Here is a 21,225-nt window from a genome sequence, read left to right as displayed (position 1 = left end):
GTTAAACCATAAATTGGAGCAGTCCATGGCTTGGAATCAACCGGGGAACGGCGGTAACAACAACGACCGTGACCCATGGAAAAATCAGGGCGGTAAAGATCAGGGACCACCTGATCTTGACGAAGCAGTCCGTAAACTCTTTTCAAAGTTCGGCTTTGGCGGCAATAAAGGTGGAGGCTCTGGCGGTAGCTCAGGCATTCCAAGTAAAGGTATTGGCATTATTGCTATTATCGCCCTTATTGTTTGGTTCATTGCGGGCTTTTATACCGTAAAAGAAGCTGACCGTGGCGTCGTGCTTCGTTTTGGTCAGTTCCACACAATGGTTGAGTCAGGTCTGCATTGGCGCCCTGTTTTTGTCGATACCGTTGAACATGTCGACGTTAACAACGTTCGTTCGGATAAAACCGAGGGTTACATGCTGACTCAAGATGAAAACGTTGTTCGTGTCGAGCTTGATGTTCAGTACCGTGTGGTCGACCCCCGCGCTTACTTATTCAATGTTCAGGACGCAGACGGCGTATTATCGCGCGCAACTGACAGTGCGTTACGTTATGTTGTTGGTCATACAACAATGGACGAAGTGCTGACTCGTGGTCGTGAGCAAGTCCGTGCAGATACACTGGAAATGCTTGAGTCGACAATGAATCCTTACACAGTTGGTCTGCAAGTTGTCGATATCAACTTACTGCCGGCACGTCCACCAGAAGCGGTTAAAGACGCGTTTGATGACGCTATAGCTGCGCAAGAGGACGAAGAGCGTTACATTCGTGAAGCTGAAGCCTATGCGCGTGAAGTTGAGCCGTTAGCACGTGGTCAAGTTCGCCGTATGTTGCAAGAAGCTCAAGCGTATCGTGAACAAATTATTCTGGAAGCTCAGGGTGAGGTTGCACGCTTTAACGAGCTATTACCTCAGTACGAGCGAGCACCGGAAGTGACGCGTGAACGCATTTACTTAGACACACTCCAAGACCTTTATGCGAAGACACCAAAAGTCCTGGTGGATGTCGAAGGTGGCAACAACATGATGTACTTGCCGCTTGAAAAACTATTAGAGAAGCAAGGTCGTAATACTGAAACCTTCTCGCCTCCGCGAGTTCCAGAGCAAGGCGCAGGAACGTCTTTTAACTCGGAACCGCAAAACACTCGCAACAGCAACCGTAGCGGAGGTCGAAACTAATGAAAAACCTAATCGCAATAATAGTTGTGGTCCTGGTCGCGCTGGGTTTGTCCTCCATCTACGTGGTGAAAGAGGGTGAGCGAGCCATTTTGATTCAATTTGGTAAGGTTGAACGTAACGCCCAAACGGGTGAAGCGATGGTATTCGAGCCAGGCTTACACTTTAAAATACCCTTTATCGAGCAAGTTAAAAAGCTGGATGCGCGCCTGCAAACTTTGGACGGTGACCCAGACCGCTTTGTAACCAGTGAGAAAAAAGACTTAATTGTTGATACCTATGTCATGTGGCGTATTAATGATTTCTCTACGTTCTACCTGAGTACAAACGGCGGTAATATTCTGCAAGCAGAAGCTTTACTTACTCGTCGAATCAACAGTGGCTTGCGTAGTGAGTTTGGTAATCGCACCATTTCAGATATTGTTTCTGGTGAGCGTGACGAGCTTATGCGTGAAGCGTTGCTTCAGGGCGCTAAAAGTGCTTCAGATTTAGGTATTGAAGTGCTTGACGTACGGGTTATGCAAATTAACCTGCCGACCGAGGTCAGCCAATCGATTTATCAGCGTATGCGTGCTGAGCGTCAAGCGGTTGCAACAGAGCACCGGTCAGAAGGTAAAGAGCAGGCTGAGTTTATCCGTGCCGACGTCGATGCCCGAGTGACCGTTATGCTCGCTGATGCTAAGCGTCAGTCGCGTGAACTGCGTGGTGAAGGTGACGCAGAAGCCGCTCGTATTTATGCTGAAGCGTATGAAAAAGACGCTGAGTTTTTCGCATTCATCCGCAGCATGGAAGCCTATACTAACTCCTTTGGTAAAGGTAATGACATGCTAGTCCTGGATGCGAACAGTGACTTCTTCCGTTATCTGCAAAATATGATGGGTTCGAAAGAAGACTAAAAGTCCAACCAGTGCCCAATGACTCCATTGGGCACTTTTCCCTCATGTACAAACTCCCCGATACAAGGTAAGATCGCCACGCTTTTTTTTTACGCGGGGCAATCATGAGTCAGAACGTTGTTATTTTAGGCACCCAATGGGGTGACGAAGGTAAAGGTAAAATCGTCGATCTGTTGACCGACAAAGCGAGCTTAGTTGTTCGTTATCAAGGTGGTCATAACGCAGGTCATACACTGGTTATTGACGGTGAGAAAACGGTTTTACACCTTATCCCATCAGGTATTCTGCGCTCAAATGTTCAGTGTGTTATTGGTAATGGCGTAGTGCTATCGCCGGAAGCATTGATTGAAGAAATTGATATGCTTGAAGCGCGAGGCGTGCCTGTTAAAGAGCGCTTGCGAGTGAGTGAAGCTTGCCCGTTAATTTTGCCTTTCCATATTGCTCTAGACCAGGCTCGTGAAAAAGCACGAGGTAAAGAAGCTATTGGAACTACCGGTCGAGGTATCGGCCCTGCGTATGAAGACAAAGTCGCACGTCGTGGTCTGCGGGTTGGCGATTTATTTAATGCTGAACGTTTTGAAGGCAAACTAAAAGAGCTTGTCGATTACCACAACTTTGCCCTGACTGAATATTATAAAACCGATGCCATCGACTACGATACGGTTCTTAAGCAATGCAAAGAGTTTGCTAAATTGCTGAAGCCAATGGTTGCCGATGTACCGGCAATGCTTGATCAGGCTCGTAAGAACGGCGACAAAGTCATGTTCGAAGGTGCTCAAGGCACATTGTTGGACATTGATCACGGTACTTACCCTTATGTGACATCATCTAACACTACGGCAGGTGGGGTAGCGACAGGTGCCGGCTTTGGTCCTCGTTATATTGAGTATGTATTAGGTATCGTGAAGGCCTATACGACTCGTGTCGGTAGTGGTCCATTCCCAACAGAGCTCGGCTGCGATGTTGGCCAGCACTTAGGCGTTAAAGGTCATGAGTTTGGTGCAACAACTGGTCGTAAACGCCGCACAGGTTGGTTAGATGCAGTGGCAATGCGTCGTGCGGTGCAAATTAACTCAGTCAGTGGCTTTTGCTTAACCAAACTAGATGTGCTTGATGGTCTGGATGAGTTAAAAATTTGTACGGGCTATAAGTTGGCTGATGGCACAATCAGTGAGTATCCGCCATTGGCAGCTGAAGACTATGACTTGGTCGAGCCTGTTTATGAGACCTTAGAAGGCTGGCAGGAAAGTACGGTTGGCGTGACGGAGCATAACCAGTTACCGCCGCAAGCATTAGCGTACATATCCAGAATTGAAGCGCTGACAGGCGTACCGGTTGATATCATCTCAACGGGCCCTGACCGTAACGAAACTATTGTACTTCGTCATCCGTTTGAATAAATGACTGTTTCGGTCGGTTTTTACTCAAAGGAGTTAAAAACTGACCACTTGGTCGCGAATTTTTAAATTTTTTGCGCAAAGCTATTGCACTATCAAATTTAGTACCATAGAATGCGCTCCACCTAACCGGGGTGCCGGCATAGCTCAGCTGGTAGAGCAACTGACTTGTAATCAGTAGGTCGGGAGTTCGACTCTCTCTGCCGGCACCAATTCAAATTGCAAAATGCGGGAGGGGTTCCCGAGTGGCCAAAGGGATCAGACTGTAAATCTGACGGCTCCGCCTTCGCAGGTTCGAATCCTGCCCCCTCCACCACGCAATTTCCTTGGTTTTGAGGTGGCCTCACAAAATTGTGAATTTGCGGGTGTCGTATAGTGGCTATTACCTCAGCCTTCCAAGCTGATGACGCGGGTTCGATTCCCGCCACCCGCTCCAAATTCAAGTCGTGCTGATATAGCTCAGTTGGTAGAGCGCACCCTTGGTAAGGGTGAGGTCGGCGGTTCGAATCCGCCTATCAGCACCATTTCTTTTTAGGCCATTCTAACGAAACCTTGGTATGCAAACGTAAGTTTAGGTAAAACACCAAAAGAATTTTGTTAGAGAGGCTGCAATGTCTAAAGAAAAATTTGAACGTTCGAAGCCGCACGTAAACGTCGGCACCATTGGTCACGTTGACCACGGTAAAACTACCCTGACCGCTGCTATTACAACTGTTTTGGCAAAAGTATACGGTGGTGCGGCGAAAGACTTCGCAGCCATCGATAACGCGCCAGAAGAGAAAGAGCGTGGTATCACTATCTCAACTTCTCACGTTGAGTATGACACTCCAACTCGCCACTACGCGCACGTAGACTGCCCAGGACACGCTGACTATGTTAAAAACATGATCACCGGTGCTGCACAGATGGACGGCGCAATCCTGGTAGTAGCGGCAACTGACGGCCCAATGCCGCAAACACGTGAGCACATCCTGCTTTCACGTCAGGTAGGCGTACCTTACATCGTTGTCTTCATGAACAAATGTGACATGGTCGACGATGAAGAGCTGTTAGAGCTGGTAGAAATGGAAGTTCGTGAGTTGTTGTCAGAGTACGACTTCCCGGGCGACGACCTGCCGGTAGTTCAAGGCTCAGCACTGAAAGCGCTGGAAGGCGACGAAGAGTGGGCTAAGAAAATTGTTGAGCTAGCAGACGCGCTTGACCAATACATCCCAGAGCCAGAGCGTGACATCGATAAGCCATTCATCATGCCAATCGAAGACGTATTCTCGATTTCTGGTCGTGGTACCGTTGTTACCGGTCGTGTAGAGCGCGGTATCATCAACACTGGTGATGAGTGTGAAATCGTTGGTATGAAAGACACCACTAAGACGACTGTCACTGGTGTTGAAATGTTCCGTAAGCTGCTTGACGAAGGTCGTGCAGGTGAGAACATCGGCGCCTTGTTGCGTGGTACTAAGCGTGACGAAGTTGAGCGTGGTCAGGTATTGGCTAAGCCAGGTACAATTACTCCGCACACCAAGTTTGAAGCGGAAGTTTACGTACTGAGCAAAGACGAAGGTGGCCGTCACACGCCATTCTTCAAAGGCTATCGTCCACAGTTCTACTTCCGTACGACTGACGTAACGGGTGCAGTAGAATTGCCGGAAGGCGTAGAAATGGTTATGCCAGGCGACAACCTTAAGTTCGTTGTAGAGCTGATTGCTCCAATCGCAATGGACGAAGGTCTGCGTTTCGCAATCCGTGAAGGTGGTCGTACTGTAGGTGCAGGTGTTGTATCTAAGATCATCGACTAATACGGTTTAAGTATCGTATAGAGAGAGCCCGGCTTCGCGCCGGGCTTTTTTATGGCTTGCGCCAAGCGCTGTCTTAGGTATAATACCGCGTCCAATCCTGCACCAATTAAGATAAGAGTGAAGGACATTATTTAGGGGCGTAGTTCCAATTGGCAGAACAGCGGTCTCCAAAACCGACGGTTGGGGGTTCGAATCCCTCCGCCCCTGCCAGATTTTAAGTTCAAAGCGAAGACCGGTCGCAATTAGGATTAAAGAATGAGCGCAAATAACGAGACGCAGAGCAGTTCATTAAACAGCTTGAAATGGATAATCACTATCGCCTTGCTAGTTGTAGCTATCGGCGGTAATCACTACTACGCAGAAGAAATCTCAGTACTCTATCGCGCTATAGGCGTTGTCGTATTAGTGGGACTGGCTGGCTTTTTCGCTAGCACCACAATTAAGGGCAGAAAGTTTGTGTCTTTCGCTAAAGAAAGTCGCACTGAGGTTCGCAAAGTCGTTTGGCCTTCTCGTCAGGAAGCAACTCAAACAACGCTTATCGTTGTTGTCGCGACCGTTATTGTTGCGTTAATTCTCTGGGGTCTTGATGGCATCCTTGTGCGTGTCGTTGGCTTCTTAACCGGATTGGAGATTTAATCTATGAGCGATAAGAAACGTTGGTACGTCGTACAGGCATTTTCCGGTTACGAAGCTCGTGTTGCTGAATCTCTAAAAGAACATATCAAGCTGCATGGCATGGAAGACAAATTCGGTGAAATATTAGTACCGAAGGAAGAAGTCGTAGAAATGCGTGGCGGTGTACGTCGCAAAAGCGAACGTAAATTCTTTCCTGGCTACGTGCTAGTTGAAATGACCATGGACGAAGATTCATGGCATTTAATTAAGAGCGTTCCGCGTGTCCTTGGCTTTATTGGTGGTACAAGCGACCGTCCAACGCCTATTTCTAAAAAAGAAGCGGACGCTATTCTTGACCGCTTGCAGGACTCTGCGGACAAGCCGAAGCCGAAAACATTGTTTGAGCCGGGTGAAGTGGTTCGTGTTACCGACGGTCCGTTTGCTGACTTTAACGGAACTGTTGAAGAAGTTGATTACGAGAAAAGTCGCGTAACGGTTTCCGTCTCTATCTTTGGTCGTGCAACACCTGTCGATTTAGAGTTTGGTCAAATCGAGAAGTCGTGATCAAAAAATCATCAATCTAGCATTGATCAACGGCGCGAATTCACTTATAATTCGCGTCCTTTTTTAACGGGGAGCCGATTGAGTAACTTTACTCTGAAAAGTTACGAGGCGTTAAACCCACAACAGAGGAAATAATCATGGCGAAGAAAGTATCAGCCATTATCAAATTACAGGTAGCTGCTGGTTCAGCTAACCCGTCACCGCCAGTTGGTCCTGCTTTGGGTCAGCACGGTGTAAACATCATGGAATTCTGTAAAGCATTCAACGCGCAAACAGATAGCCTGGAAAAAGGCGCGCCTGTTCCTGTTGAAATTACAGTATTTGAAGATCGTTCATTCACGTTCATCACGAAAACGCCTCCTGCGTCTTTCTTGCTTAAGAAAGCAGCGGGTATCAAGAGCGGTTCTGGCGAGCCTAATACCAAAAAAGTTGGTACTGTGACTCGTGCGCAATTAGAAGAAATTGCAAAAACTAAAGAACCAGACCTTACTGCTGCCGACATGGACGCAGCTGTACGCACTATCGCCGGCTCTGCTCGCGCGATGGGCTTGAACGTGGAGGGCTAATCGATGGCTAAATTAACAAAACGCGCTCGCATGATCGCAGAGAAAGTTGAAGCCCGCGATTACGACGTGAATGAAGCAATTGCACTGTTGAAAGAACTAGCAACAGCAAAATTCACTGAAAGCGTTGATGTTGCAGTAAACCTTGGCATCGATGCTCGTAAATCTGACCAAAACGTTCGTGGCGCGACTGTATTACCAAATGGTACTGGTCGTGACGTTCGCGTTGCAGTCTTTACTTCTGGCGACAATGCAGACAAAGCGAAAGAAGCGGGTGCTGACATTGTTGGTATGGAAGACTTGGCTGAACAAGTTAAGAAAGGTGAAATGAACTTCGACGTTGTCGTAGCATCACCTGACGCAATGCGTGTTGTTGGTCAATTAGGTCAAATCTTAGGTCCTCGAGGCCTGATGCCTAACCCGAAAACAGGTACTGTAACTCCTGACGTAGCAACAGCTGTTAAAAATGCTAAAGCGGGTCAGGTTCGTTATCGCAACGACAAAAACGGTATTGTTCACGCAACAATCGGCCGTGTTGATTTCGATGACGCGAAATTGAAAGAAAACCTTGATGCATTATTAGGCGCGCTTAAGAAAGCTAAGCCTTCTTCTGCAAAAGGTGTTTACTTTAAACGCATCAGCTTATCTACAACGATGGGCGCTGGTGTAAGTATTGACCAGGGTACTGTTAGCGCTGGTTAATTAAGGTTTATGGGTTGGAGCTGCCGTTTGTAATGCTCAAAAGGCAACAAGCAAGGCTCCCGTCCAAGACCGTAGGTGTACCGCGAGAATTTCAGTAGTATCGAATAGCGGCACTTAATTTCCTACGCAGATGGTGATATCCGACTCAGGCTCTCTGGGTAGAGAATCACCGTGACAACGCGGTGGAGGTAACTCCACCTAATTGTAACGTGGAGCTTCGGCTCCAAATTGAAAACGAGGTGATATCAGTGGCAATTGGTTTAGCCGGAAAGAAAGCCATCGTTAAGGAAGTTAACGACGTTGCTTCGAATGCGCTAGCCGTCACCGTTGCTGAATATCGAGGCATCGAAGTTGCCGATATGACTGAGCTTCGTAAAAAAGCACGTGAGCAAGGCGTATTTCTGAAAGTTGTTCGAAATACTCTTGCAAAACGCGCTTTTGAAGGCACTCAGTTCGACGACATGAGCGATGTACTGAAAGGACCTCTTGTTTATGGTTTTTCTATGGACGCACCGGGCGCTTCAGCTCGTTTGTTCAAAGATTTTGCCAAAGAGAACAAGAACCTGCAGGTTACAGCTCTGTCAATCGGTAATGGCATCATGGGTCCTGAGAAATTGGACGCAGTTGCTTCACTTCCGACTCGTGACGAAGCATTGGCTAAATTGCTCGCCACCTTCAAAGAACCTGTTAGCAAATTCGTTAAAACAGTTAACGAAGTACCTAGCAAGTTCGTTAGAACGTTGGCAGCAATTAAAGACGCTAAATAATACGTTGGTTTTTTAACCATTTTTTGTAATTATCAACCCAGGAGTTTAGAGTAATGGCTCTGACTAAAGACGATATCTTAAACGCGATCGCTGAAATGCCAGTAATGGAACTGGTTGAACTGATCGAAGCAGCTGAAGAAAAATTCGGCGTTGACGCATCTGCAGCAGTTGCAGTAGCAGCTGGTCCAGCAGCAGGCGGCGAAGCAGCAGCTGAAGAACAAACTGAATTTGACGTAATGCTGAAAGGCGCTGGTAGCAACAAAGTAGCTGCTATCAAAGCTGTTCGCGGCGCAACTGGCCTTGGCTTGAAAGAAGCTAAAGCTATGGTTGAGTCTGCACCAGTTGCAGTCAAAGAAGGTGTTAGCAAAGACGAAGCTGAAGAGCTGAAAAAGCAGCTTGAAGAAGCTGGTGCGGAAGTTGAAGTTAAGTAAGTCGACTTTTGTACAAAATATGGCTCTTTAGGGCCTTGGGCTGGTGGTTAAATAACCACCAGCCTTTTTGCGCTGTATTGCTTGTATCATTTTTGCCCGAGGTTGGGATACAAGTTTTGCAAAAACAACACGGGATCGACAGATAAAAGATTCATCTGTCTTAACCATCGAACCACTCGTTGGTTAGGGTCATCAATCAGCTAGCTGAGGAACCCCATGGCGTACTCCTACTCTGAGAAAAAACGTATTCGTAAGGACTTTGGTAAACGACCGCAGGTCTTAGAAGTGCCTTATTTGCTGTCTATGCAGCTTGATTCATTTAAGAAATTTATTGAAGTCGATCCAGATGCCAATAACGGCTTGGAAGCGGCTTTTCGTTCGGTTTTTCCTATTGCCAGCTACTCAGGTAATGCGGAACTGCAGTACGTCAGTTATCACATGGGTGAGCCGGCGTTTGACGTTGAAGAATGTCAAATTCGTGGTATTACCTACTCAGCACCTCTGCGTGTGAAACTGCGTCTGGTCCTGTTTGATAAAGAAGCAGCAGCCGGCACGGTTAAAGACATTAAAGAGCAAGAAGTGTACATGGGCGAAATTCCGTTAATGACAGAAAACGGAACCTTCGTTATCAATGGTACAGAACGAGTTATCGTTTCTCAGCTTCACCGCTCTCCTGGTGTCTTCTTTGACCATGACAAAGGTAAATCACATTCGTCAGGTAAAGTTCTGTATAACGCGCGAGTTATCCCATACCGTGGCTCGTGGTTAGACTTTGAGTTTGATCCTAAAGACAACGTGTTCGTTCGTATCGACCGTCGCCGTAAATTACCGGCGTCTATTATTCTTCGTGCGCTAGACTACAGCACCGAAGAAATGCTCGATATGTTCTTCGAGACAACCTACTTCGAAATCTTGAAAACTAAAGTCAAGATGGAGTTGGTGCCTGAGCGTCTTCGCGGCGAAACAGCGAAGTTCGACATCAAAGGTGCTGATGGCGAAGTATTGGTTGAAAAAGGCCGTCGTATTACCGCACGCCATATTCGTCAGTTAGAGAAACTAGACATTAAAGAAATGGACGTGCCGACTGAATACATGGTCGGAAAAGTATTAGCAAAAGACTACGCCGATAAGAAAACAGGCGAAGTTATTGGCCACGCAAATGACGTATTAACGCTTGAGTTAATTGCGGCATTGAGCGAAGCCGGTATTAAGAAAATTGAAACGCTGTTCGTGAATGATTTGGACCACGGTCCTTACATGAGCGAAACGCTGCGCGTAGATTCAACCACAAACCGCTTGGAAGCGTTGGTTGAAATCTATCGTATGATGCGCCCAGGCGAACCGCCGACTCGCGAAGCAGCAGAAGCATTATTCGATAACTTATTCTTCAGCGAAGAGCGTTACGATTTATCGACCGTTGGTCGCATGAAGTTTAACCGCCGTTTAGGTCGTGACGACTTAAGTGGTGAGAATACGTTGTCGAAAGAAGACATTATCGATGTCATGAAGAAGCTTATCGAGATTCGTAACGGTCTTGATGAAGTGGATGATATTGATCACTTGGGTAACCGTCGTATTCGTTCGGTTGGTGAAATGGCGGAAAACCAATTCCGTGTAGGTCTTGTACGTGTTGAGCGTGCCGTTAAAGAGCGTTTGTCTCTTGGCGATTTAGACAACACCATGCCACAAGACCTGATTAACGCGAAGCCAATCAGCGCTGCCGTGAAAGAGTTCTTTGGCTCAAGCCAATTGTCTCAGTTCATGGACCAAAACAACCCGTTGTCAGAAGTCACGCACAAGCGTCGTATTTCTGCATTAGGTCCGGGCGGTTTGACGCGTGAACGAGCAGGCTTCGAAGTTCGAGACGTACACCCGACTCACTATGGTCGCTTGTGCCCAATCGAAACGCCGGAAGGACCGAACATCGGTCTTATTAACTCGCTGTCGAGCTTCTCAAGAACGAACGAGTACGGTTTCCTTGAGACGCCTTACCGCCGTATTGAAAATGGTGTTGTTACTGACGATGTCGACTACTTGTCAGCCATTGAAGAAGGCAACTATGTTATCGCTCAGGCGAACGTAGCGCTGAATGACAAAGGTGAGTTAACTGAAGACTTAGTGCCTTGCCGACACAAAAATGAATTTACATTGATGAGTAAAGAGCAAGTTCAGTATATGGACGTTGCTCCTCAGCAAATCGTGTCAATTGCAGCAAGCATGATTCCATTCCTTGAGCACGACGATGCTAACCGTGCTTTGATGGGATCAAACATGCAACGTCAGGCGGTACCAACGCTACGTGCAGATAAGCCGTTAGTTGGTACTGGTATTGAACGCACTATCGCGGTCGACTCGGGTGTTACCGTTGTTGCTAAACGTGGTGGTGTTGTTGATTACGTCGATGCGAGCCGCATCGTAGTTAAAGTAAATGAAGAAGAAATGGTGCCGGGTGAAGCAGGTATCGACATTTACAACTTAACTAAGTACACACGCTCTAACCAAAACACCTGTATTAACCAGAAACCAACGGTTAATCCTGGTGAACCGGTGACTCGTGGCGACGTATTAGCAGATGGTCCATCGACAGACTTAGGTGAATTGGCACTTGGCCAAAACCTACGTGTCGCGTTCATGCCTTGGAATGGTTATAACTTTGAGGATTCAATCCTTATCTCTGAGCGTGTTGCGCAAGAAGACCGTTTAACCACTATTCACATTCAAGAACTGAACTGTGTTGCTCGTGACACCAAATTGGGTGCTGAAGAAATTACTTCAGATATTCCGAACGTTGGTGAGTCAGCGCTGGGCAAACTTGATGAAGCCGGTGTTGTTTATGTTGGTGCTGAAGTTAATGGCGGCGACATACTGGTCGGTAAAGTGACACCTAAAGGCGAAACACAGTTAACGCCAGAAGAGAAGCTTTTGAGAGCTATCTTCGGTGAAAAAGCGTCAGACGTTAAAGACAGCTCGCTGCGCGTTCCTAACGGTGTTAACGGTACTGTTATCGATGTGCAAGTCTTTACTCGCGATGGCGTTGAAAAAGATAAACGTGCCGTTGCTATCGAAGAGATGCAACTGGCGAAGGTTAAGAAAGACCTGACAGAAGAATTTAAGATTCTTGAAGAAGGTATCTACAACCGTGCGCGCAACTTGCTATTAGCTAATGGCTTCGATGAAGCTAAATTAGCAAGCATGGACCGCAAAAACTGGTTAACTCAGGACTTAGGTTCTGAAGACGCTCAAGCGCAATTAGAACAAATTGCCGAGCAGTACCAGCAAATTAGTGACGATTTCGATACGAAGTACGAAAACAAGCGTCGTAAAATCACTCAAGGTGATGATTTAGCGCCTGGCGTACTGAAAATCGTAAAAGTCTACTTAGCGGTCAAACGTAGCATTCAGCCTGGTGATAAATTGGCTGGTCGTCACGGTAACAAAGGTGTTATCTCTACTATCATCCCAGTTGAGGACATGCCTCACGATGATGAAGGTAACCCGGTAGATATCGTATTGAACCCATTGGGTGTACCGTCGCGGATGAACATTGGTCAGGTGTTGGAAACACACTTGGGTATGGCTGCTCGCGGAATTGGTAGCAAAATAGACAAGATGCTGAAGCAGCAGCGGGCCATGAAAGAGCTACGCGACTTCTTACAGCAAGTTTATGACCTGGGTGAGTGCCGCCAGAAAGTCGATATCAGTGAGTTTTCTGATGACGAAGTGATGCGCTTAGCAGGTAACCTAAAAGCAGGTCTGCCAACAGCAACACCAGTATTTGATGGTGCGGTTGAAGAAGAAATTAAAGAGCTTCTGAAACTAGCAGATTTACCTGAGTCAGGTCAGATACCACTGTTTGACGGTCGCACGGGTGATAAGTTTGAGCGTGATGTGACTGTTGGTTACATGTACATGCTGAAACTAAACCACTTGGTCGACGACAAGATGCACGCTCGTTCTACCGGCTCTTATAGCTTGGTAACTCAGCAGCCATTGGGTGGTAAAGCACAGTTTGGTGGTCAGCGCTTCGGTGAGATGGAAGTCTGGGCATTAGAAGCATACGGTGCTGCATACACCTTGCAAGAAATGTTGACGGTTAAGTCGGACGACGTAAACGGTCGTACGAAGATGTACAAAAACATCGTCGACAATAACCTGCAAATGGAAGCGGGTATGCCAGAGTCGTTCAACGTATTGTTGAAAGAAATTCGCTCTCTGGGCATCAATATCGAGCTGGAACAGAACTAAGCGTCTGTTGCTGGAATTACTGGGGGAGTGATGTTCACTCCCCATAGGTTGAACTCCGACAGGAGATAAATCGTGAAAGACTTGTTGAAGCTTTTAAAGCCGACGAATCAAGCAGACGAATTTGACGGAATTCGTATTGCTTTGTCTTCGCCAGATATGATCCGCAGTTGGTCATACGGTGAAGTCAAAAAGCCGGAAACTATTAACTATCGTACGTTCAAACCAGAGCGTGACGGTTTGTTCTGTGCGCGTATCTTTGGTCCGGTAAAAGACTATGAATGTTTGTGCGGTAAGTACAAGCGTTTGAAGCACCGCGGTGTTATTTGTGAGAAGTGTGGTGTCGAAGTCACCTTAACCAAAGTGCGCCGTGAGCGTATGGGTCACATTGAACTGGCGAGCCCTGTTGCGCATATCTGGTTCTTAAAATCACTGCCATCACGTATCGGTCTTATGCTCGACATGACTCTGCGTGATATTGAGCGTGTATTGTATTTTGAATCTTACGTAGTTACTGAAGGCGGCTTAACGTCTTTAGAACAAGGTCAGATTCTGACAGAAGAAGAATATTTGGACGCTTTAGAAGAACATGGCGATGAGTTCGACGCAAAAATGGGTGCCGAAGCGGTGCTTGATTTATTGCGTGCTGTCGACATTGACGCTGAAATTCAAACGTTGCGCGAAGAGTTACCTGAAACCAACTCTGAAACAAAACGTAAGAAAATCAGCAAGCGCCTGAAGTTGTTAGAAGCTTTCCAAATGTCTGGCAACAAGCCAGAGTGGATGATTCTGAAAGTATTACCAGTACTACCACCAGATTTACGTCCGTTGGTACCGCTGGATGGTGGCCGATTCGCAACATCAGACTTGAACGACCTGTATCGCCGCGTTATTAACCGTAATAACCGTCTGAAGCGCCTGTTAGATTTGGCGGCTCCGGATATTATTGTGCGCAACGAGAAGCGTATGCTTCAGGAAGCGGTTGATGCCTTATTAGATAATGGTCGTCGTGGTCGTGCTATCACAGGTTCTAACAAGCGTCCTCTGAAATCTTTGGCAGATATGATCAAAGGTAAACAGGGTCGTTTCCGTCAGAACTTGTTGGGTAAACGTGTTGACTACTCAGGCCGTTCGGTTATCACCGTTGGTCCTAAGTTACGCTTGCACCAGTGTGGTCTTCCGAAGAAGATGGCTCTGGAACTGTTCAAGCCGTTTATTTACGGCAAGTTGGAGCGTCGTGGTTTAGCAACAACCATTAAAGCAGCTAAGAAAATGGTTGAGCGCGAAACCGCGGAAGTTTGGGACGTTCTGGATGAAGTCATCAAAGAGCACCCAGTACTTCTGAACCGCGCACCGACACTTCACCGCTTAGGTATTCAGGCATTTGAACCAGTACTGATTGAAGGTAAAGCGATTCAGTTACACCCATTGGTCTGTGCGGCATATAACGCCGACTTTGATGGTGACCAAATGGCTGTGCACTTGCCGCTGACTTTGGAAGCTCAGTTAGAAGCTCGTGCGTTGATGATGTCAACCAACAACGTACTGTCACCAGCAAGTGGTGATCCAATCATCGTACCTTCACAGGACGTTGTATTGGGTCTTTACTACATGACCAAAGAGAAAATTAACGGTAAAGGCGAAGGCATGATTTTCAAAAGCCCGTCTGAAGCAGAAAAAGCTTACCGTAATGGTGATGTAGAACTGCATTCACGCGTTAAAGTGCGTATTACGGACACAACCGCTGACGAAGACGGTAACCGTACGACTAAAACTGCGGTACGTGATACAACCGTAGGCCGTGCATTATTGTCATTAATTATGCCAGAAGGTTTGCCGTTTGAGCTTATCGATCAGGCTATGGGCAAAAAGCCTATCGCTCGTATGCTTAACCAGGCTTACCGTAATCTGGGCTTGAAAGACACGGTTATTTTTGCCGACCAAATCATGTACACCGGTTTCCACTACGCGATGGTTTCAGGTGCGTCGGTTGGTATCAACGACATGGTTATTCCTGAAGCGAAGAAAGAAATCGTCGCAGCGGCGGAAGAAGAAGTTGCTGAAATTCAGGAACAGTTTGAGTCTGGCCTGGTAACCGCTGGTGAGAAATACAACAAAGTTATCGATATCTGGTCAACCGCGAACGAGAAAGTCTCGAAAGCGATGATGGATAACTTGTCGAAAGAAATTGTCACCAATAAAGACGGTAAAGACGAAGAGCAAGCATCCTTTAACTCTATCTTCATGATGGCGGACTCAGGCGCTCGTGGTAGCCCTGCGCAGATTCGTCAGTTGGCTGGTATGCGTGGTCTGATGGCGAAGCCAGATGGCTCAATCATCGAAACGCCTATCGTTGCGAACTTCCGTGAAGGTCTGAACGTACTTCAGTACTTCATCTCGACTCACGGTGCTCGTAAAGGTCTTGCGGATACGGCACTGAAAACAGCGAACTCAGGTTATCTGACTCGCCGTCTGGTCGATGTTTCTCAAGACGTCGTTATCATGGAAGAAGACTGTGGTACACACGACGGTCTGACAATGAAGCCATTAATTGAAGGTGGTGACGTTGTAGAGCCATTGCGTGAGCGCGTGCTAGGCCGTGTCCTTTGTGATGACGTTCTGAAGCCGGGTAGCGAAGACGTTCTGTTACCTCGCAACACGCTGCTTGATGAAAAGAACTGTGACATTCTCGAAGAAAACTCTATCGATGAAGTTAAAGTTCGCTCGGTTATTACCTGTGACACAGACTTTGGTGTTTGTGCGCACTGTTACGGTCGTGACTTGGCTCGTGGCCACATGGTTAACCAAGGTGAAGCGGTTGGTGTTATCGCTGCACAGTCAATCGGTGAGCCGGGTACACAGCTGACCATGCGTACCTTCCACATTGGTGGTGCGGCATCGCGTGCAACGGCAGAGAACAGCGTACAAGTTAAGAACTCAGGTACTATCAAGCTGCACAACGCGAAGTGGGTTGTAAACAGCGATAAAGAGCATGTAATTACTTCTCGCTCAACTGAGTTGACGCTTATCGATGAATACGGTCGTGAGCGCGAGCGTTATAAAGTACCTTACGGTGCGGTACTGAAAAAAGGTGAAGGTGATGCAGTTGAAGGCGGCGAAACTGTCGCTAACTGGGACCCGCATACTCACCCAATCATTACCGAGGTGGAAGGTCGTATCAAGTTTGTCGACTTAATTGACGGCGTTACTATGACGCGTCAAACCGACGAGCTGACAGGTCTTTCAAGCATTGTAGTACTGGAAACTGGTCAACGTACCAGTGCCGGTAAAGACATGCGTCCAATGGTTAAATTGGTTGACGGGAAAGGTAACGACGTGAACATCGCCGGTACCGATATTCCTGCGCAATACTTCTTGCCAGGTAACGCTATCATCAACCTGGAAGACAACGCCGAAGTTAAAGTCGGTGATACCTTGGCGCGTATTCCGCAAGAAGGTTCGAAGACTCGTGATATTACCGGTGGTCTTCCGCGTGTTGCTGACTTATTCGAAGCACGTCGTCCGAAAGAGCCTGCAATTCTGGCAGAGAAGACAGGTACGGTGTCATTTGGTAAGGAAACCAAAGGTAAGCGTCGCTTAATCATCACACCAAACGATGGTGCTGAGCAGCACGAAGAAATGATTCCGAAGTGGCGTCAGCTTAACGTGTTCGAAGGTGAACAGGTTGAGAAAGGTGAGGTTATCGCCGATGGTCCGGAAGCACCACACGATATCCTGCGTCTGCGTGGCGTAAGCGCTGTAGCAAACTACATCGTGAATGAAGTTCAGGAAGTTTACCGACTACAGGGTGTTAAGATTAACGATAAGCACATCGAAACGATTGTTCGTCAGATGTTGCGTAAAGCGTTAATTCTTCGTGCGAATGATACTAACCTGCTGGAAGGCGAAATGGTTGAAATGGCGGAAGTGCTTGCAGCGAATGCAAAAGCAGAAGCTGAAGGCAAAACGCCAGCATCTTTCGAGCGTCAGCTATTAGGTATCACTAAAGCGTCACTGTCGACAGAATCGTTCATTTCTGCGGCGTCGTTCCAGGAAACAACTCGTGTCCTGACCGAAGCAGCGGTAGGCGGACGTAAAGACAGCTTACGCGGCCTGAAAGAAAACGTTATTGTGGGTCGATTAATTCCGGCAGGTACCGGTTACTCGTATCACAAAGAACGTATGCAGCGTCGCCTCGACGAGTTACAAGTTGATGAAGAACCATCAATGACTGCAGAGCAAGCTGAGCAACAATTAGCGGACGCTCTTAATGCAGGAAACGAGTCACCAAAAGACGATTCTGCTGAATAAACAAATACGCTTTTAGCCTATTTGTACAGAAGCCAGTACTAATAATAGTGCTGGCTTCTTTTTTATAACCTTGACAGGTGAAAATATGACCATTAGAATTTCGGCTCCCGATTTTCGGGATCCGACTTTGTATGGTCGGAAAAAAGCGATTTTTCACGCACATTGTGCGCGCTAAAAAGCGACATCAACTAAACTAGGAGTAATGAATGGCAACAGTTAATCAGCTGGTGCGTAAAGGCCGTCAAAAGCCCGTTGTGAAAAGCAACGTTCCGGCTCTTGAAGCGTGCCCTCAAAAACGCGGAGTATGTACCCGTGTTTACACCACAACCCCTAAGAAACCGAACTCTGCAATGCGTAAAGTTTGCCGTGTTCGTTTAACCAACGGTTACGAAGTATCTTCGTACATCGGCGGTGAGGGACATAATTTACAAGAACACTCAGTCGTACTGATTCGTGGCGGTCGTGTAAAAGACTTGCCAGGTGTTCGTTACCACACCGTTCGTGGTGCACTTGACTGTTCAGGTGTTAACGATCGTAAACAAGGCCGTTCTAAGTACGGCGCGAAGCGGCCTAAGTCTTAACGGTTCTCCGTTAGTAAGGCCAAACTGTAATTCATAAGTTTTGGGTAATACCCTGAATTAATCGGAGAATATTGAGATGCCAAGAAGACGCGTCATAGGTCAACGTAAAATCCTGCCGGATCCTAAGTTCGGATCAGAGTTGTTGGCCAAATTTATAAATGTCGTCATGGTTGACGGCAAAAAAGCAGTCGCTGAAAAGATTATCTACGGTGCACTGGACATCCTGGCAGAGAAGTCAGGCAAAGGTCATCTGGACGTTTTTGATGATGCACTAGAAAACGTGCGTCCTACCGTCGAGGTTAAATCTCGTCGCGTTGGTGGTTCTACCTACCAAGTTCCAGTTGAAGTTCGTCCGGTACGTCGTAACGCACTGGCTATGCGCTGGTTAGTTGATGCAGCGCGCACCCGTGGTGAAAAATCAATGTCGCAGCGTCTGGCAGCTGAAATGCTAGATGCATCAGAAAACAAAGGGTCAGCTGTGAAGAAACGTGAAGACGTTCACCGCATGGCTGAAGCAAACAAAGCGTTTGCTCACTATCGCTGGTAAATTCACAGTTAACCTAGAAAGGAGTTTATTGTGGCTCGTAAAACTTCCATTGAGCGCTATCGTAATATCGGTATCTGTGCTCACGTAGACGCTGGTAAGACAACCACGACAGAACGTGTGTTGTTCTACACTGGCCTGTCTCATAAACTTGGTGAGGTGCACGATGGTGCAGCCACCATGGACTGGATGGAGCAAGAACAAGAGCGTGGTATTACTATCACCTCAGCAGCAACGACCTGTTTCTGGCAGGGTATGGATAAGCAGTTCCCTGAGCATCGTGTAAACATCATCGATACTCCTGGACACGTTGACTTCACCATTGAAGTTGAACGTTCTCTGCGTGTTCTTGACGGTGCTGTCGTTGTTTTGTGTGCGTCTTCAGGTGTTCAGCCTCAAACAGAAACTGTTTGGCGTCAGGCGAATAAATATGAAGTACCACGTATGGTATTTGTCAACAAGATGGACCGAGCAGGTGCGGACTTCTTGTCAGTTGTTGATCAGATGAAAACACGCTTGAACGCAGTTGCTGTACCAATGCAACTGCCAGTAGGTTCGGAAGATAACTTCCGTGGTGTTGTTGACTTGATCAAAATGAAATTCGTCAACTGGAATGACGAAGACATGGGTACGTCTTTCACTTATGAAGACATCCCTGCTGATATGGTTGACCAGTGTGAAGAGTATCACGCTGAGTTGGTTGAAGCTGCGGCTGAAGCTAACGAAGACCTGATGAATAAATACCTTGAAGAAGGTGAGTTAACAGAAGCTGAAATCAAAGAAGGTCTTCGCGCCCGTACATTGGCGAACGAAATCTGCTTGGTAGCTGCTGGCTCAGCGTTCAAAAACAAAGGTGTTCAAGCAGTACTGGATGCGGTTATTGAATATTTGCCGTCTCCTACAGAAGTTAAGCCAATCACTGGTATTTTGGATGATGAATCAGAAGGTGTGCGTAAATCATCTGATGATGAGCCTTTCTCAGCATTGGCATTCAAAATTGCAACAGACCCATTCGTTGGTACTTTGACCTTCGTACGCGTTTACTCTGGTGTTCTTAATCAAGGTGACGGTGTCGTTAACCCTGTTAAGAATAAGAAAGAACGTGTTGGCCGTATGGTACAGATGCACTCTAACAGCCGTGAAGAGATCAAAGAAGTTCGCGCTGGTGACATCGCGGCACTAATTGGTCTTAAAGACGTAACTACTGGTGACACGCTGTGTGATCCAAACAACAAGATCATTCTTGAGCGTATGGAATTCCCAGAGCCGGTAATCTCTGTTGCGGTAGAGCCGAAAACTAAAGCTGACCAAGAGAAAATGGGTATCGCTTTAGGTAAATTGGCAGCAGAAGATCCATCGTTCCGTGTTAAAACGGACGAAGAATCTGGCCAAACCATTATCTCTGGTATGGGCGAGCTTCACCTGGACATCATCGTTGACCGTATGAAGCGTGAGTTCAAAGTTGAATGTAACGTTGGTCAACCTCAGGTTGCATATCGTGAAGCCATTCGTAAGCCGGTTGAAGTCGAAGGTAAATTCGTACGTCAATCAGGTGGTCGTGGTCAGTTCGGTCACGTATGGCTGAAACTTGAGCCAATGACCATCGAAGAAGACGATGAAGGCGAAGACATTACTTACGAATTCGTTAACGAAATTGTTGGTGGTGTGGTACCAAAAGAGTACATCCCAGCAGTTGATCGTGGTATTAAAGAGCAAATGGAGCAAGGTGTATTAGCTGGCTACCCAGTATTGGGTGTTAAAGCAACCCTATATGATGGCTCTTACCACGACGTTGACTCGTCAGAAATGGCGTTTAAGATCGCTGGTAGCATGGCTTTCAAAAAAGGTGCAATGCAAGCTGACCCAGTTCTGCTTGAACCAATGATGAAAGTCGAAGTTATTACTCCAGAAGAGTCGATGGGTGATGTTGTTGGCGACTTGAACCGTCGTCGTGGTCTCATCGAAGGTATGGAAGAAGCGCCAGGTGGCTTGAAAGCGGTTAACGCTCAAGTTCCACTGTCTGAGATGTTTGGTTACGCAACTGACTTGCGTTCACAAACTCAGGGTCGTGCATCTTACTCGATGGAATTCCTGAAGTATGGTGAAGCACCAAACAACATCGCTGAAAAAGTGATGGCTGAGCGTAACGCTAAAGGTTAAGTAAGGTCTGGTCCGGTCTTACACAGGACCGGGCTTTCAACTTAAATTTGAGGATATATCATGTCTAAAGAAAAATTTGAACGTTCGAAGCCGCACGTAAACGTCGGCACCATTGGTCACGTTGACCACGGTAAAACTACCCTGACCGCTGCTATTACAACTGTTTTGGCAAAAGTTTATGGTGGTGCGGCGAAAGATTTCGCAGCCATCGATAACGCGCCAGAAGAGAAAGAGCGTGGTATCACTATTTCAACGTCTCACGTTGAATATGACACACCAACTCGCCACTACGCGCACGTAGACTGCCCAGGGCACGCTGACTATGTTAAAAACATGATCACCGGTGCTGCACAGATGGACGGCGCAATCCTGGTAGTAGCGGCAACTGACGGCCCAATGCCACAAACACGTGAGCACATCCTGTTGTCACGTCAGGTAGGCGTTCCTTACATCGTTGTATTCATGAACAAATGTGACATGGT

16 protein-coding genes and 5 tRNA genes are annotated in these 21,225 nt (G+C 47.1%); all 21 read left to right on the top strand.

Annotated features, from left to right (window positions below):
* The first annotated feature begins 25 nt into the window (after positions 1-25).
* A complete protein-coding gene (gene hflK, locus B3850_RS05845) occupies positions 26-1,177 on the top strand; it encodes an FtsH protease activity modulator HflK (protein ID WP_058576667.1) in 1,152 nt (383 codons plus the stop codon).
* On the top strand, positions 1,177-2,070 hold the full coding sequence (gene hflC, locus B3850_RS05840) for a protease modulator HflC (protein ID WP_286875184.1): 894 nt from the start codon (positions 1,177-1,179) through the stop codon (positions 2,068-2,070). The genes hflK and hflC overlap by 1 nt, the downstream gene beginning before the upstream one ends.
* A 104-nt stretch (positions 2,071-2,174) precedes the next feature.
* Complete coding sequence (locus B3850_RS05835; protein WP_058576668.1) at positions 2,175-3,470, top strand: adenylosuccinate synthase; 1,296 nt, start codon at positions 2,175-2,177, stop codon at positions 3,468-3,470.
* A gap of 133 nt (positions 3,471-3,603) precedes the next feature.
* A tRNA-Thr gene (locus B3850_RS05830) sits at positions 3,604-3,679 on the top strand.
* Between the two features lie 19 nt (positions 3,680-3,698).
* Positions 3,699-3,783 (top strand) — tRNA-Tyr (locus tag B3850_RS05825).
* A gap of 45 nt (positions 3,784-3,828) precedes the next feature.
* Positions 3,829-3,903 (top strand) — tRNA-Gly (locus tag B3850_RS05820).
* Positions 3,904-3,915: 12 nt separating this feature from the next.
* A tRNA-Thr gene (locus B3850_RS05815) sits at positions 3,916-3,991 on the top strand.
* An 87-nt stretch (positions 3,992-4,078) separates the two neighbouring features.
* Complete coding sequence (gene tuf, locus B3850_RS05810; RefSeq protein ID WP_053953123.1) at positions 4,079-5,263, top strand: elongation factor Tu; 1,185 nt, start codon at positions 4,079-4,081, stop codon at positions 5,261-5,263.
* A 133-nt stretch (positions 5,264-5,396) separates the two neighbouring features.
* A tRNA-Trp gene (locus B3850_RS05805) sits at positions 5,397-5,473 on the top strand.
* A 45-nt stretch (positions 5,474-5,518) separates the two neighbouring features.
* Positions 5,519-5,899: a preprotein translocase subunit SecE gene (secE, locus tag B3850_RS05800; RefSeq protein ID WP_053953122.1), complete on the top strand. Its 381-nt coding sequence runs from the start codon at positions 5,519-5,521 to the stop codon at positions 5,897-5,899.
* Positions 5,900-5,902: 3 nt separating this feature from the next.
* Positions 5,903-6,442: a transcription termination/antitermination protein NusG gene (gene nusG, locus B3850_RS05795; protein ID WP_053953121.1), complete on the top strand. Its 540-nt coding sequence runs from the start codon at positions 5,903-5,905 to the stop codon at positions 6,440-6,442.
* Between the two features lie 137 nt (positions 6,443-6,579).
* Positions 6,580-7,008 (top strand): 50S ribosomal protein L11, encoded by a 429-nt coding sequence (rplK, locus tag B3850_RS05790; protein ID WP_011233603.1) that lies wholly within the window; start codon positions 6,580-6,582, stop codon positions 7,006-7,008.
* A 3-nt stretch (positions 7,009-7,011) separates the two neighbouring features.
* Entirely contained in the window at positions 7,012-7,707 is a 696-nt protein-coding gene (gene rplA / locus B3850_RS05785) for a 50S ribosomal protein L1 (RefSeq protein WP_053953120.1), read from the top strand.
* 248 nt (positions 7,708-7,955) lie between these two features.
* Positions 7,956-8,474, top strand: coding sequence for a 50S ribosomal protein L10 (gene rplJ, locus B3850_RS05780; RefSeq protein ID WP_058576827.1), 519 nt, complete (start codon positions 7,956-7,958; stop codon positions 8,472-8,474).
* Between the two features lie 53 nt (positions 8,475-8,527).
* On the top strand, positions 8,528-8,905 hold the full coding sequence (rplL, locus tag B3850_RS05775; protein WP_058576741.1) for a 50S ribosomal protein L7/L12: 378 nt from the start codon (positions 8,528-8,530) through the stop codon (positions 8,903-8,905).
* A 216-nt stretch (positions 8,906-9,121) separates the two neighbouring features.
* Entirely contained in the window at positions 9,122-13,150 is a 4,029-nt protein-coding gene (gene rpoB / locus B3850_RS05770; RefSeq protein WP_286911529.1) for a DNA-directed RNA polymerase subunit beta, read from the top strand.
* 72 nt (positions 13,151-13,222) lie between these two features.
* The gene (rpoC, locus tag B3850_RS05765) at positions 13,223-17,458 is read left to right on the top strand and encodes a DNA-directed RNA polymerase subunit beta' (protein ID WP_053953116.1); all 4,236 of its coding nucleotides are present in this window, start codon (positions 13,223-13,225) and stop codon (positions 17,456-17,458) included.
* 206 nt (positions 17,459-17,664) lie between these two features.
* Entirely contained in the window at positions 17,665-18,039 is a 375-nt protein-coding gene (gene rpsL / locus B3850_RS05760) for a 30S ribosomal protein S12 (protein ID WP_006956845.1), read from the top strand.
* Between the two features lie 76 nt (positions 18,040-18,115).
* A complete protein-coding gene (rpsG, locus tag B3850_RS05755; protein WP_053953115.1) occupies positions 18,116-18,586 on the top strand; it encodes a 30S ribosomal protein S7 in 471 nt (156 codons plus the stop codon).
* A 30-nt stretch (positions 18,587-18,616) separates the two neighbouring features.
* Complete coding sequence (gene fusA, locus B3850_RS05750; protein ID WP_058576744.1) at positions 18,617-20,743, top strand: elongation factor G; 2,127 nt, start codon at positions 18,617-18,619, stop codon at positions 20,741-20,743.
* Between the two features lie 60 nt (positions 20,744-20,803).
* A partial coding sequence (locus B3850_RS05745) for a GTP-binding protein (protein ID WP_286911528.1) occupies positions 20,804-21,225 on the top strand: 422 nt, incomplete at its 3' end.

The organism is Idiomarina sp. UBA4520 (genome assembly GCF_002388365.1).
Lineage (GTDB): Bacteria > Pseudomonadota > Gammaproteobacteria > Enterobacterales > Alteromonadaceae > Idiomarina > Idiomarina zobellii.
The sequence above is the reverse complement of the archived record's forward strand: the minus strand, read 5'-3'. Positions and strand labels throughout refer to the sequence as shown.

What these genes read in the sequence shown, in the direction of transcription:
- hflK (WP_058576667.1), top strand. Translation starts at nt 26, where the DNA reads ATGGCTTGGAATCAACCGGGGAACGGCGGTAACAACAACGACCGTGAC.
- hflC (WP_286875184.1), top strand. Translation starts at nt 1,177, where the DNA reads ATGAAAAACCTAATCGCAATAATAGTTGTGGTCCTGGTCGCGCTGGGT.
- B3850_RS05835 (WP_058576668.1), top strand. Translation starts at nt 2,175, where the DNA reads ATGAGTCAGAACGTTGTTATTTTAGGCACCCAATGGGGTGACGAAGGT.
- tuf (WP_053953123.1), top strand. Translation starts at nt 4,079, where the DNA reads ATGTCTAAAGAAAAATTTGAACGTTCGAAGCCGCACGTAAACGTCGGC.
- secE (WP_053953122.1), top strand. Translation starts at nt 5,519, where the DNA reads ATGAGCGCAAATAACGAGACGCAGAGCAGTTCATTAAACAGCTTGAAA.
- nusG (WP_053953121.1), top strand. Translation starts at nt 5,903, where the DNA reads ATGAGCGATAAGAAACGTTGGTACGTCGTACAGGCATTTTCCGGTTAC.
- rplK (WP_011233603.1), top strand. Translation starts at nt 6,580, where the DNA reads ATGGCGAAGAAAGTATCAGCCATTATCAAATTACAGGTAGCTGCTGGT.
- rplA (WP_053953120.1), top strand. Translation starts at nt 7,012, where the DNA reads ATGGCTAAATTAACAAAACGCGCTCGCATGATCGCAGAGAAAGTTGAA.
- rplL (WP_058576741.1), top strand. Translation starts at nt 8,528, where the DNA reads ATGGCTCTGACTAAAGACGATATCTTAAACGCGATCGCTGAAATGCCA.
- rpoB (WP_286911529.1), top strand. Translation starts at nt 9,122, where the DNA reads ATGGCGTACTCCTACTCTGAGAAAAAACGTATTCGTAAGGACTTTGGT.
- rpsL (WP_006956845.1), top strand. Translation starts at nt 17,665, where the DNA reads ATGGCAACAGTTAATCAGCTGGTGCGTAAAGGCCGTCAAAAGCCCGTT.
- rpsG (WP_053953115.1), top strand. Translation starts at nt 18,116, where the DNA reads ATGCCAAGAAGACGCGTCATAGGTCAACGTAAAATCCTGCCGGATCCT.